This window comes from Nocardia sp. NPDC049149 (genome assembly GCF_043197455.1).
GTDB lineage: Bacteria > Actinomycetota > Actinomycetes > Mycobacteriales > Mycobacteriaceae > Nocardia.
Map to the genome: position 1 here is coordinate 40,520 of NZ_JBICTD010000003.1, position 12,826 is coordinate 53,345.

A 12,826-nucleotide genomic window follows, 5' to 3' on the forward strand; every position below is an offset into this window, starting at 1 on the left:
AACATTCAGGGGCTTCCTGGAGGCGGAGCACCGGGTCGGTCTCCTAGCGTCCTTCGCAGTTACTACGGGAAAGGGATATGCGTGGGCGCAGTCGTGACAGCAAGGGATTCTCCGACGAAACAACCGGCCATGGAACCGCCGGAGCAGGCGGGTTGGAACCCATTCGCCCGCATCGCCTTCCGCTTCTGCTTCGTGTATTTCGGCCTGTACTGCGTCATCCAGCCGATGTTCGTGCTTGTCCTACTCGGTGGGATGGCCTTCCAGCTGCCGACGGACCTGCTCATGTGGCAGCACACAGCGCTCGGGCCCGGCTTGGCGTGGGTGGGGCGCACAGTTTTCGGTGTCGACGCCGCGTGGCACAGCAGTGGCAGTGGCGATCAGACCATCGACTGGGTGCTGGAGTTCTGCCTGCTGGTTTTCGCCGTGGTCGTGACCGCCGCGTGGACCGCACTGGACCGCCGTCGCGCCGATTACCAGCGGCTGGCCGGCTGGTTCCTGCTGTTCCTCAGGCTGAGCGTGGCCGGGCAGATGCTGTTCTACGGGTTCGCCAAGGCGATTCCGACGCAGATGTTCGAACCCGGGTTGTCGACGCTGCTCCAGCCGTACGGCAACCTGGCGCCCTTTGCGGTGCTGTGGAATCAGGTCGGCTCGTCGCAGCCGTATGAGATCCTGCTCGGCTGCGCGGAGATACTCGGCGGGCTGCTCCTGCTCGTTCCGCGGACCGCGATCCTCGGCGCGATGTTGAGCCTGGTGAGCATGGCGCAGGTGTTCGTGCTGCACATGACCTTCGACGTGAACGTGAAGCTCCATTCCGCGCATCTGATGCTGATGGGCCTGGTATTGCTTGCGCCGCACGCGAAGCGGCTGACCGAGGCGCTGGTGCTCGATCGGCAGCCGGGCCCTGCCACCGTGCCTGACCCGTTCCGTACGCCGCGCTCGCACCGGATCGCGGCACTGGTGCAGGTCGCCCTCGCTCTGTGGATCAGCGGAAGCTTGGCGTTCTTTCAGTGGGACGGCTGGCGGCAGTACGGTTCGGGTCGGCCGAAGCCACCGCTGTACGGAATCTGGACGGTACAGGAGTTCACCCGCGACGGGCAGCCGCTTCCACCACTGCTGACCGACGAGAATCGCTGGCAGCGAATAGTTTTCGACTATCCAGGCATCATGGAATACCAGCGGATGGACGGCACGCTGGTACCTGCGGCGCTACAGGTCGACACCCGAGCCCACCGTCTCGAGTTGCAGACCGCACCGGCGCCGGTGACGCTGCGCCCGGTGCGGCCACAGCAGCAGCCGATATCAGTGGGCGCGTTCATATTCCAGCAACCCGCGCCGGATCGGCTACGCCTGGAAGGCGAATTCAACGGCCATCCGGTCACCGTGACCCTCGAACGGTTCGATGCCGACACGTTCCCGCAGCGTAGCCGCGGATTCCACTGGGTCCAGGACTACGGCGTCTCCTGACTCGACTGTCCCCAGCAACGCGGCAAGCAGCCGATCGAATTCTGCTACCCACTAAACGAATTCACCGCGGCCGCCCACAAAACAGTGGCGACCGCGGTGAGTTCCTGACCCGAGGTGCTGGATCAGATGGGCTGGAAGCCGGCGCCGACACCACCCTGGGCGTTGATCGCGGCCAGGATCAGGTCGATCGGCTGGAAGAAGGCGGGCGAGTGCACGGGGTTGGCCGCCGTGGTGCACGGCAGGTCGAACCCGATCGGGCCGAGCCCGGTGAGCCTGCCCTGATTCATCCCGACCAGCCGGTCACCGACCACCACCGGGCCGCCGGAATCGCCTGGCTTGGAGCAGTATTGGTTGATGCTGGTGCCGTCGAGCATGCCCCACACGACGCCACAGTCGGTGCCGGTGGTGCGGCCGCTCGAGCACACGGTCGCGCCGGGGCCCGGCGCGGCGCCGAAGCCCGCGATGGTGGTCGGGCCGATGCTGCGGACCGGGGTGACCCTGGCCGGATCGAGTTCCAGAACCGCGTAGTCCAGCGTCTTGGCGTCGTCGGAGAACGCGACCTTGCCGATCACGCCCGCCTGCGGGGTGTGCTCCGCGATCAGCTTGGCGCCGGTGGGCGCGCAGTGACCTGCGGTGATGCCGACGAGCCTGCCCGCGTTGTCGTGGCCGATCGTGGTCAGCGAGCACGCGGAGTTGTTGTCGAAGACGATGCCGGAGCTGCCGCCGAGCACCGCGCTCGGCGCCGCCGACGCGGTACCCGCGCCGCTGACGACCGCCGTCGCGATGGCGGCCGCCGCAAGGGCCATGGTTCTGAATCTCTTTGCCACATCTCTCCTTATCGAAAAAACTGCGTGGTGGCGAACCACCGTGCGCACCGCATCAGGGAGGGGAACCGCCCCCCGACGGAATCTGCGGACCTTCCGCAGGAAGAAAACGCCTGTTCTGAGGAATCTCATCAACGCTGGTTACCTCTTGGCTAACTCAGCATTGACGGGAGGCGCCGGATCCACAACACACCTGTGTTCCGCACCACAATGGGCGCGCGATGCGACCTGAGCCACAGCAAATCCGCTCGGCTCTGAAAAGTCTTCGCCCGAAACAACTTTCATCCTCAACCCACCCGAGTCCCAGCCGAATTCACTGCACGACGAGACTCAACCGTTATACACGCACCGCACTGTTCAACCACAACTCAATCGAAAAATCCCAGGTGGCAGACCACGCCGGTCCCACATGGTGACCGACCGAGGTGACCATTGCCGAGCATCCGGCGACAGCGAGATGAACAGCGCCGGTCGACTCAGCGACGGCAGAAGACGTTGGAACGGCGTGGAATTCGCTGCCGCTACAGATACGAGGTGTCGTTGACCAGCCGCACGGAGGACCCGCCGTCCGGATAGAACTCCGCGATCGACAGCGACGCCAGATCCAGATGCAGGCGGTACAGCAGCGACGGGCCGACCCCGAGCGCCAGCTGCAGCAGCGTCTTGATCGGGGTGACATGGCTGACCAGCACCAGGTTGGCTCCGGGATACAGCCCGACCAAGTCGCGGCGCACCGCGTCGACTCGTGCGCGTACCTGGTCGAAGCTCTCGCCGCCTGGCGCGGGCAGCGATGGGTCGCCGAGCCAGCGGGCGTGCAGCTCAGGGTCGCGCTCGGCCGCCTCGCGGAACGTCAGGCCTTCCCAGTCGCCGAAATCGGTCTCGATGAGTCCGTCGAGAACGGTGACCGGTGCGTCGAGCGCGCCGGCCGCGGCGTCGGCGGTGTCCCTGGCCCGGCTCAGCGGCGAGGTCAGGACCGCAGCGATATCGCCTTTGGCCGCAAGCATTTTCGCGGCACGAGCGGCCTGTTCGCGGCCGAGCTCGGTCAGCGGCGGGTTCCCCCTGCCCGAATACCGGCGCTGCACAGAGAGTTCGGTCTGCCCGTGGCGCAGCAGGAGCAATCGAGTGGGGCGGCCGGTGGCGCCGGTCCAGCCGGGAGCGGGCTGGGCGGCGACCGCAGAGGGCGCCTGGTCGACCGGAACACTCGGCGATGTCGTCGCAGTTTCGCGAGCGGTGCGCACCTCGTCGAGCAACGTCCCGTCGTCCATCGCCTCGTTCGCCAGCCGGTCGGCATGCGAATTCTGGTTACGCGGAATCCAGGTGAAGCTCACCCTCTCGAAGCCGGCGACCAGCCTGCGGGCCCGGTCGGCGAGCGGAATCATGGCCTCGTGCTTGACCTTCCACCGGCCGGACATCTGCTCGACGACCAGCTTGGAATCCATCCGCACCGCGACGACCTGAGCCCCGAGCTCGGCGGCTGCCTCCAAACCTGCGATGAGACCACGGTATTCGGCGACATTGTTGGTGGCGATGCCGATGAACTCGCGGCGCTCGGCAAGCACCCGCACATGATCGGCGGCATAGACGGCGGCGCCGTAACCTGCCGGGCCGGGGTTACCCCGCGACCCGCCGTCGGCCTCGACGATCACCTCGCGTTCGGTCACCGCGACCGCCACCTGCGCACGCGCTCAACCGAATTCACAGCCCCGATTCCTTGGTGCGCACGAGGATCGCGCCACACTCCGGGCAGCGCACGACCAGGTCCGGCGCGGTCTTCGCGATCCTGGCGATCTCGCCTCGGTCCAGCTCGATCCGGCATGCGCCGCAGCGCCGCGCCTGCAGCAGGGCCGCGCCCGCGCCGTGCTGGGCGCGCTGGCGATCGTAGATCGCCAGCAGGTCGGCGGGGAACAGCGAGATCAGTTTCGACCGATCACTGTCGCAACGACCCTGTGCCACAGTGAGATCCGCGAGAGCCTCGTCTCGCTGGCGCTCCGCGTCGGCGAGTTCCTGCTCGGTCTTGCTCAGCCGGGCGCCCGCGTGCTGATGATCGTCGGCGGAGGCTTCGCGCCGCTCCATCACCTCGAGCAGTTCGTCCTCGAGCACCGAGCGCCTGCGCTCCAGGCTGCCCAGCTCGTGCTGGATCTCCGAAAGCTGTTTGGCGTTCACCGTTCCCGCGGTGAGCATGCCCTTGTCGCGCTCTTCGCGCTTGCGGACGGCATCGACTTCACCCTCCAGCTTGCGGATGTCGCGGTCGAGGTCGTCCAACACGATCTCCACCGCGACGGCAGCATCCTTGTGTGCGTTGCGCTCGGCCTCCAGCCTGGCCACCTCCTGCTGTTCGGGCAGCACGGTGCGGCGGTGCGCGATCCGCGTCAGCTCGGCGTCGACAGCGGCGAGCTGTAGCAGCTTGGCCTGGATCGGTGGTTCGACATTCAACGCGGACAAACTCCTGAACACTATGGACGGGTCGGTGTTCAACCGTACCCCGCCGACCCACCCGCGCGGTCGGACGCCGCACCAATGGGTGCCGAGTGGTCCAGGATCAGGCGGGCGCGCGGGTCTTGATCGCGTCCCTGGAGATGAAGACGTCGTATTCGCCGGGCACGGCGATCACCGCGTTGCCGTAGGCGGAGCGCACGAACGGCTCCGTCCACCAGCGGCCCTCCCGCATGTCGTTGAAGAAGTCCTCGTCGCCGTCGTTGAGGAAGATCTGGTTCTGCTTGGTGGCGACGCCGTCCAGGCGCTGGCCGTACAGCCTGCTGATCTTGTATCCGGAGTGGAAGCCGAGCGCGTTCACCCAGGGTTCCAGCTCGACCAGGCCTGCCTGCAGCACCCACATGTCGCCTTCGACCTGATAGGTGAGGCGCTGCTCGTCGTGCTGGTCGTCGCCGTAGAGCGTGAGGTCGATGTCGAGCAGGTGCTGCTGGCCGGGCACCGGCTTGGCCACCACGTGTGCCGCCTTGATTTCCCCGGTCAATCCGAGATAGGTCTGCATCAGCGTGGCGATCCAGAGCAGCACTACCGCCACGAGTAGGACAACGAGCCCGCTGGCCCCGCGCGCTATCAACGCGCGCAGCCCGACCCGGCGCATCAGCACCAGCCCGGAGATCAGCAGCGCGACACCGACCAGAATGAGCAAGATCAACCCGACTTGAATGAAGCCGAAGTTCACCGGGAAATTCATGCGGTAGTTGTACCCCCGAGAAGCCGGACGACTCGCGCAAACCACGCGCGTCACAGACCAATCCAGCAGACACGCCCCGACACGCCGGGACGGCGGTAGTGTCGGTTGGACCTCAGTTCGATTCTTCGGGAGTTTTCCATGCTGATCCTGGGTTGGCGCCGATACGTGCAGCGACTGGCCATGCTCACCCTGGTGTGCGGAAACTGCGGCAACCCGGCCGCCCACACCCTCCAGAAGGTGGTCACCAAGTTCACCGTCTTCTTCGTCCCGCTCTTCCCGCTGAGCACCAAACACACACTGCAATGCACCTGGTGCGGCACCGAATCGAACGTGCCCCCGCAACATGCTGGCGAACTCCTCGCCCGCGCCCAGTCCGAGCAACCGGCCGCCCGCACCGGCTCCCCGTGGCCCGGGCAACCGCCTCGCATATAGCGAACAGCGCCTCATGGCCGAGCGCGGCCGTCGCAACCGCAGCGAGCCGCGCAGCACGCCCCCAACAATGGTGCCCCGAAAACCGTTGTCAGCTCGGCGCGCTGACCGTCCACGGGTCGGTGCGCAGGGTCGAGACGCGGGTCTCCAGATCGGGGAGGTCGGTCCGGACGATTCGCTCCGCCTGTGCGCACCAAGGGAATTCGGTGGCCCAGTGGGCGGCATCGATCAGCGCGGGGCCGCCGCGACGGAGGTGTTCGTCGACCGGATGGTGGCGCAGATCGGCGGTGACGTAGGCGTCGACGCCCCGGCGGGCGGCGGCGTTCAGGTACGAGTCGCCGGAGCCACCGCACACGGCGACCGTGTAGACGGTGCGGTCCGGGTCGCCTGCGGCGCGAACGCCCCACGCGGTCGGCGGCAATGCGGCGGCGACGCGATCGGTGAAGGCGCGCAACGATTCCGGCGCGGCCAGGGTGCCGACGCGACCGATGCCGAGCGACGATGGCAGCAGCGCGCGTTCGGTGATGTGGTACGCCGGGTCCTCGTACGGGTGGGCCGCACGTAACGCGGCGAGGATGGCGGCCCGGGCGGCGGGCGGCGCGACCACCTCGAGGCGCTCCTCGTCGATGTGCTGGAGTTCGCCCAGCGCGCCGACCGCCGGATTCGCCTGCGACATCGGCCGGAATTGGCCGACGGCGGGGACCCGGAGCGCACAATCCCGGTAGTCGCCGCTGCCGCCGGCACCGGCGGCGAACAAGGCGGCGAGCACGGCATCGGCATGCGCACGCGGCACCTGAACCACCCAGTTGTCTACTGGGGATTCGGGTTTCGCATCCAACGGACCGGTCACGGTCAGTCCGAGCGCCGCCGCCAAGGCGTCCGAGACGCCGGGGTCGGCGGAATCCGCGTTGGTGTGCGCGGTGAACAAGGCGCATCCGGAACGGATAAGCCGATGCAGCAGTGCGCCTTTCGGGGTGTCCGCGGCAACGGTGTCGACGCCGCGCAGCAGCAGCGGATGGTGCACCACCAGCGCCTGCGCCCGCCAGCCGATCGCCTCGTCGACCACCGCGGCCGTCGCGTCCACCGCGAACAGCACCCGGCTGACCTCGTCGGCAGGATCACCGGCCACCAGCCCCACCGAATCCCACGATTCGGCCAGCCTCGGCGGATACGCCGCGTCGAGCACCCCGATGAGATCAGCCAGCGTGGTCATCGTCGACCCTCCTCAATGCCAATACTGCTCTGTCGCAATGCCTTTCCAGCATGCTGGCCGCAACCGCCAAACCGCTCGCGGCAGCGATCGCCCTGGCGGAGCCTGCTGCACAGCCTGCACCCGGCACCCGTCATTTCCTGTCGATCGAGCCACGGCGCGGACCCGGCCAGCGGCCAACACCCCGCCCTCGACGCCGTCCACTCAGCCAGAACATTCACCGCAACGATCGCACCCACGGGGTCGGATACGCGGCCTGCACCGGGCACCTCTCGTTTCCCGTCGGTCGGGCCGCGCCCGGATGCCTCCGGATTGTGCAGGCCACCAGCGCAGCTCACTCGTCCGACAGTTGTCACCACAGATCCGCCGATCGAATTGCGGAGATCAGTTGGTCCACCCCGAGGGCGTCGCGCACCGCGACGCGCAAATAGTTCGGCCCGAGACCAGGGAACGTGTCGGCACGACGGACAGCGATGCCCTTGTCTGCCAAGTGCTTTCGAAGCAGCTCACCGTCGGGGACCCGGATCAGCAGGAACGGCCCCTCGGCCGGAGTGTGGACCTCAATGCCGAGTTCGACCAGCCGGACGATCATGTCGGCGCGTTGCGCGGCGATCACCAGCGCCTGCTGCTCAGCTTCGGCCACTGCGGCGGCCGCCGCAGTGGCCGCAATCGCCTCCAACTGCAGCGTGCCCAAAGGCCAGTGGGCGCGACCGTGATTCAGCCGCGCCAGCAGTTGGGGCGCGCCGAGGAAGTAGCCACAGCGCAGGCCGGCGAGCGCCCAGGTCTTGGTGAGACTGCGCAAAACCAGGATGTCCGGCGCCGCATATCCGGCGAGCGACTCCGGCTCCCCCGGCACCGCATCGGCAAAAGCTTCGTCCACCACGATGATTCGACCCGGTGCCCGCAACGCACGAATGGTCTCAGCCGGGTGCAGTACAGACGTCGGGTTGGTCGGGTTGCCGAGCACAACCAGATCCGCTTCGGCGGGAACCGCAGCCGGGTCCAGCGTGTACGGCGACTCGAGCACCACCCGCGCTACCTCGACCCCCGCCTCGCGCAACGCCAACTCCGGCTCGGTGAACGACGGATGGAGCACCGCCGCCAGCCGCGACCCCAGTCGAGGCAGCATCGCGAACCCCTCGGCCGCCCCGCCGAGCAACAACACCTCGTCCGGGTTCCGCCCGTGCCGGTCCGCGACCGCCCCCCGCGCCGCCGCCTCGTCCTCCGCACTCGGATACCGCCCGAGCTCGTCCAGCCGCCCCGCCAACCGCCGCCGCAACCACTCCGGCGGCGCACTCCCCTGCACATTCACCGCGAAATCGAGCATGCCGGGACGCACCTCCACGTCACCGTGGTGACGCAGTTTCGCGCGGTCGACGCTGCCCTCGGACACGAGTGCACAGCCTACGTGGGTCCCCACCCCGCCCCCGCAGCAACGACACACCACCGTCCCGGGTCACCTCCACCGCAAACTCGCCCCCGGAATTCACGAGTGGCACACCATGGAGAGCTCTTCTCGCGTTTTGCCGCAGCCATGTACCACTCGTGGCGGAGCAGCAGGCCGCGGCCGCCGCCCGTCGTCACCGCGGGGCCGTGTTGCGGGTGGATCCCGCCGACCTCCAGGCGGGTCGTTCTCGATCGTCGCGAGCGGGACCCTCCGTGGCAGCGCTTGCGGCGACCGGCAAGAATGGCTGTCGTGGGTGAGCTGCACGTGTCGTTCGTCTGTACCGGCAACATTTGTCGTTCGCCGATGGCCGAGAAGATCTTCGCCGCGCATCTGGTGCGTGCGGGACTCGCGGATCGGGTGCGCGTGAGCAGTGCGGGCACCGGTTCCTGGCATGTCGGGGACGAGGCCGATTCGCGCACGAACGCGACCCTGGTCAAGTACGGGTATCCGACCGGGCATGCCGCGGCCACCTTCGGTGACCCGCATCGGGACGCCGACCTGGTGATCGCCCTCGATACCTCGCACGAGCGGGAACTGGCGCGGCGCGGTGTGCCGTTGGAGCGGCGCAGGTTGCTGCGTAGTTTCGACGAGGACGCGGACGGTCCCGACGTGCCCGACCCGTATTACGGCGACATGGCCGACTTCGAACTGGTCCGTGATCAGATCGAGGCGGCGGTGCCCGGTCTGCTCGACTGGGTGCGCGACGCGCTCGCCGACAAGTCCGCGCCACCCGACCCGGTTCTCGACGGACACGCATGATGCGACGGCTGACGTTTCTGCTCCGCCCGAGCTGGGTGATCCTGGCGGTGCTCGTCGTCGCCTTCGCCTACCTGTGTTTCACGGTGCTCGCGCCATGGCAGCTCGGCAAGAACACCTCCACGTCACACCGCAACCAGCTGATCGCCGATTCGGTGCGCGCCGACCCGGTCGACGTCACCACGGTGCTCAACGGCCCGAGCGACACCCACACCGAATGGCGCAAGGTCACCGCCTCGGGCAGCTACCTGCCGGATTCGACGGTGTTGGTCCGGCTGCGGCACCTCGACGGCGCCCCCGGATATTCCGTGCTCGGCACGTTCCGGCTGGACGACGGCCGCCTGCTGCTGATCGACCGCGGGCTGGTGGCAGCGGTCGATGGCTCGCGCCCGCCGCAGATCGCGGAACCGCCCACCGGGCCGCAGCGGCTCGAGGCGCGCGTCAGGATGTCCGAAGGTGTCACGCCCGGCAAAGACCCGTCCGTCCAGGACGGCTACCGGCAGGTGTATTCCATCGACACCAACCAGGAGGCCGGCTTCCTGCAGCAGCCTCTCACCCCGATCCCCACCGGCGACCGCCCCGGCTACCTCCAGCTCGACGATAAACAACCCGGCGCCTTCACCCCCACTCCGCTCCCGCAACTCGACGCGGGCCCGTACCTCTCCTACGGCCTGCAATGGCTGGCCTTCGGCATCATGGCCCCGCTCGGCCTCGGCTACTTCGTCTACGCCGAGATCCGCGAGCGCCGCAAGGAAAAGGCAAGCAGCCCAACCACACCCACCGCACCGGTGGCGACGCCAACCCCGGCTCCGGCAGCCCCGACAACCGAAGCCCGCCTGGCAGACCGCTACGGCCGCGGCCGCGACTGACCCAGGACGCTCGCATACACGCTGACGAACAGCGACCCAACCCGATCGCCCCCGAACAGCCGCCCCGGCGTGTGAAAAGGTCGGCATCACGCTGGCATGGCGGGATGTTCGTCGATGAAGAAGTGACCGCGGAGGCGCACCGTCCCGACGTCCGTTAGCAGAGTGCGAGAGCCACGCGTGGCGACTCAGTTGGCTTGCCACCGAAAGCGATTGCGGGCCAGCGACCACAGCGCCACCACCGCGACCGAGGCGAGTTGCACTGCCTCCGACATCCGCACTGCGCGTTGAAGATCGCCGATCGCCGGGGCCGGTCCCGTGCCGAGCGTGGGACGCAGCTCGGTGCCGTGGCGGTACTCGGTGACACCGCCGAGGGTGACACCGAGCGCGCCCGCCATGGACGCTTCGACCACACCGGCGTTGGGGCTCGGGTGTTTTGCCGCATCGTGCCGCCACGCACGGAAGGCGGCTGCGGGTCGGCCACCGATCAAAGGGGCGAGGGCGACAGTGAGCAGGCCGGCGAGCCGGGCCGGGAGGAGATTGGCGACGTCGTCGACACGTGCTGCGGCCCAGCCGAAGTTGCGGTACCGCGCATTGCGATACCCGATCATCGCGTCGAGGGTGTTGATCGCTCGGTAGCCCAACAGGCCTGGCACACCGGCGATCCCGCCCCACACCAGCGGAGCCACCGTCGCGTCCGAGGTGTTCTCGGCGATGGATTCCACTGCGGCGCGGGCCAATCCGTCCGCATCGAGCGCCTCGGGGTCGCGGCCGCACAGCGAAGGCAGCAGCGCACGCGCGGCCGCTAGATCACCTGCCTCCAACTGGTCGGCCATGTCCCGGCCGACCCGCGCGAGGCTGTGTCCGCCGAGCACCGTCCAGGTGGCGAGCGCCGTCACGGGCCAGCCACCCCGCCGAACCCCGAGCCCGAGCCCGACCACCGCCCCCACCAGCAGCACCTCGTGCGCCACCCCGGCTGCGCGCCGATCCGCATACGTCACCGATTCGAGCGCGCCTGCCGCCGAACCGAATCCGGCCACCGGATGCCACCGCCGCGGGTCACCGAACGCCCGGTCCAGCGCGAACCCGAGCAGCACACCGACTGCGGTGGAAGTCCCCTTCTGCACCCGGCGAGAGTAACCGACCCGGCTCAGAACCGGACACCACCGAGAGCGCTCGCCGATTCCGAGGGGCGATCATGCGTTGCCGGAAGGGTTCGTGACCAAGAACTCGCCGAGGACAGGCATCGGGCGGTGCCGCGTGGTCGGCGTGTCACACTCTGAAGTCCTGCGTCGTCAACCAGGTGACGTACCAATGGACTCGCCCCGCCGGGGCGCAACAACCGAACGGCGAAACAGCGTGACTTCCGAACAGCCTTCCCCTCAGGAACCCCTCGACCAGGCCGAATTGGCCAGGCGGTTCGAGGAGCACCGGTCGTATCTGCGCAGGCTCGCCTACAGCACGCTCGGCAGCCTGACCGACGCCGACGACGTCGTGCAGGAGGCGTGGCTGCGGCTGCAGCGCCAGCACGAGGCGGGTACCGCGGGCGAGATCGAGAACCTGCGCGCCTGGCTCAGCACTGTCGTCGGCCGTTTGGCGCTCGATCAGCTCGGGTCGGCCCGCGCCCGCCGGGAACAGTATGTCGGCGAATGGCTGCCGGAACCGGAGGTCACCAGCTGGGACGACCCCGCCGACCGGATCACCCAGGACGAACGGGTCACCACCGCGCTGCTGGTCGTGCTGGAATCCCTCTCGCCTGCCGAGCGCACCGCGTTCGTCTTGCAGGACGTGTTCGGGATGAGCGGACCCGAGGTCGCCGAGGTGGTCGGCCGTACGCCTGCGGCGGTGCGCCAGCTCGCGTCCCGCGCCCGCAAGCGCGTCGAGGATGGCACCCCGCGCTTCCCTGCCTCACCGGACGAACAGGAAAAGGTCGTCTCCGCTTTCGCGGTCGCATGGCGGTCCGGTGATCTGAGTGCGCTGCTCGGTGTGCTCGACGCGAACGTCAGCCTCACCGCCGACGGCGGCGGCAAGGTTCCCGCGATCCGGCAGCCGGTGCACGGCGCCGAGCTCATCGCGAAGATGCTGCTCGGTTGGTACCACGCACCGTCCGCCGCGAACGGGTGGGGTCGCGCGGTGCTCGTCAACGGCGCGCCCGGCCTGGTCGTCTTCGACGGCAACCACACCGGCGTCTTCTCCTTCACCATCGACGACGGCCGCATCGTCGCGATCAACGTCGTCCGCAACCCCGACAAGCTGCACGACCTCCCCACCACCGGCGAGCCGGACTGGTACCTGGGCGCAGGCCGCACCGACGACGAGTAGCTCAACGCCTGAGTCGGCCGCACATCCTCCGACGATGTGCGGCCGACTCGCGTGCCTCGACCGAACCAGCCCGGCAGGCCCTGTGAGTCCAGGCTCCGCGCAAGACTGCGGCCCCAGCACGCCAAATCCGCACCCCTTCCGAGGATCCGCACCCACTGCGGGCGCCCACAGACGGTGCGGATCCCTAGAGAGGGCGCGGATTTCGGCGGTATGCGTCGGAGTCGGCCGACTCGCGCCCCTCAACCGCCCGGCCCGCCCGGCCCGCCCGGCCTCCGCGCCAGAGTGCGGCCCAGCATGCCCACATCCGCACCCCTTCTGGCGATCCGC

Annotated in this window: 12 protein-coding genes; 5 read left to right on the plus strand and 7 right to left on the minus strand. The window is 68.4% G+C overall.

The genetic code is table 11. The features are described from left to right. Positions 1–129 precede the first annotated feature (129 nt). Positions 130–1,464: a DoxX family protein gene (locus ACGFNJ_RS11115; RefSeq protein WP_393446028.1), complete on the plus strand. Its 1,335-nt coding sequence runs from the start codon at positions 130–132 to the stop codon at positions 1,462–1,464. A gap of 122 nt (positions 1,465–1,586) precedes the next feature. On the opposite strand, the gene ACGFNJ_RS11120 is transcribed toward ACGFNJ_RS11115, so the two are convergent. The 4 genes from ACGFNJ_RS11120 to ACGFNJ_RS11135 form a co-directional block, all read right to left on the minus strand. Beyond that, on the minus strand, positions 1,587–2,291 hold the full coding sequence (locus ACGFNJ_RS11120; RefSeq protein WP_393446030.1) for a S1 family peptidase: 705 nt from the start codon (positions 2,289–2,291) through the stop codon (positions 1,587–1,589). 518 nt (positions 2,292–2,809) lie between these two features. Next, positions 2,810–3,949: a bifunctional RNase H/acid phosphatase gene (locus ACGFNJ_RS11125; RefSeq protein ID WP_393446032.1), complete on the minus strand. Its 1,140-nt coding sequence runs from the start codon at positions 3,947–3,949 to the stop codon at positions 2,810–2,812. 34 nt (positions 3,950–3,983) lie between these two features. Beyond that, the gene (locus tag ACGFNJ_RS11130) at positions 3,984–4,721 is read right to left on the minus strand and encodes a zinc ribbon domain-containing protein (RefSeq protein ID WP_393446034.1); all 738 of its coding nucleotides are present in this window, start codon (positions 4,719–4,721) and stop codon (positions 3,984–3,986) included. 106 nt (positions 4,722–4,827) lie between these two features. Then, on the minus strand, positions 4,828–5,469 hold the full coding sequence (locus ACGFNJ_RS11135; RefSeq protein ID WP_393446036.1) for a hypothetical protein: 642 nt from the start codon (positions 5,467–5,469) through the stop codon (positions 4,828–4,830). Positions 5,470–5,607: 138 nt separating this feature from the next. Between ACGFNJ_RS11135 and ACGFNJ_RS11140 the strand changes: the two genes are divergently transcribed. Next, positions 5,608–5,901: a hypothetical protein gene (locus tag ACGFNJ_RS11140; RefSeq protein WP_393446038.1), complete on the plus strand. Its 294-nt coding sequence runs from the start codon at positions 5,608–5,610 to the stop codon at positions 5,899–5,901. An 88-nt stretch (positions 5,902–5,989) separates the two neighbouring features. Here ACGFNJ_RS11140 and ACGFNJ_RS11145 read toward each other — a convergent pair whose 3' ends face one another. Together ACGFNJ_RS11145 and cobC are read right to left on the minus strand one after the other, a co-directional pair. Next, positions 5,990–7,111 (minus strand): Nif3-like dinuclear metal center hexameric protein, encoded by a 1,122-nt coding sequence (locus ACGFNJ_RS11145; protein ID WP_393446040.1) that lies wholly within the window; start codon positions 7,109–7,111, stop codon positions 5,990–5,992. 349 nt (positions 7,112–7,460) lie between these two features. Further along, a complete protein-coding gene (gene cobC / locus ACGFNJ_RS11150; RefSeq protein WP_393446042.1) occupies positions 7,461–8,501 on the minus strand; it encodes an Rv2231c family pyridoxal phosphate-dependent protein CobC in 1,041 nt (346 codons plus the stop codon). A 294-nt stretch (positions 8,502–8,795) separates the two neighbouring features. On the opposite strand from cobC, the gene ACGFNJ_RS11155 reads away from it, so the two are divergent. Together ACGFNJ_RS11155 and ACGFNJ_RS11160 are read left to right on the plus strand one after the other, a co-directional pair. Then, on the plus strand, positions 8,796–9,314 hold the full coding sequence (locus ACGFNJ_RS11155; protein WP_393446044.1) for a low molecular weight protein-tyrosine-phosphatase: 519 nt from the start codon (positions 8,796–8,798) through the stop codon (positions 9,312–9,314). Beyond that, the gene (locus tag ACGFNJ_RS11160) at positions 9,314–10,180 is read left to right on the plus strand and encodes an SURF1 family protein (RefSeq protein ID WP_393447794.1); all 867 of its coding nucleotides are present in this window, start codon (positions 9,314–9,316) and stop codon (positions 10,178–10,180) included. Before ACGFNJ_RS11155 ends, ACGFNJ_RS11160 begins: the two co-directional genes overlap by 1 nt. Before the next feature lie 185 nt (positions 10,181–10,365). Here ACGFNJ_RS11160 and ACGFNJ_RS11165 read toward each other — a convergent pair whose 3' ends face one another. Next, the gene (locus ACGFNJ_RS11165) at positions 10,366–11,304 is read right to left on the minus strand and encodes a cobalamin biosynthesis protein (RefSeq protein WP_393446046.1); all 939 of its coding nucleotides are present in this window, start codon (positions 11,302–11,304) and stop codon (positions 10,366–10,368) included. Positions 11,305–11,536: 232 nt separating this feature from the next. On the opposite strand from ACGFNJ_RS11165, the gene sigJ reads away from it, so the two are divergent. After that, positions 11,537–12,499: an RNA polymerase sigma factor SigJ gene (sigJ, locus tag ACGFNJ_RS11170; protein WP_393446048.1), complete on the plus strand. Its 963-nt coding sequence runs from the start codon at positions 11,537–11,539 to the stop codon at positions 12,497–12,499. The last annotated feature ends 327 nt before the right edge of the window (positions 12,500–12,826 follow it).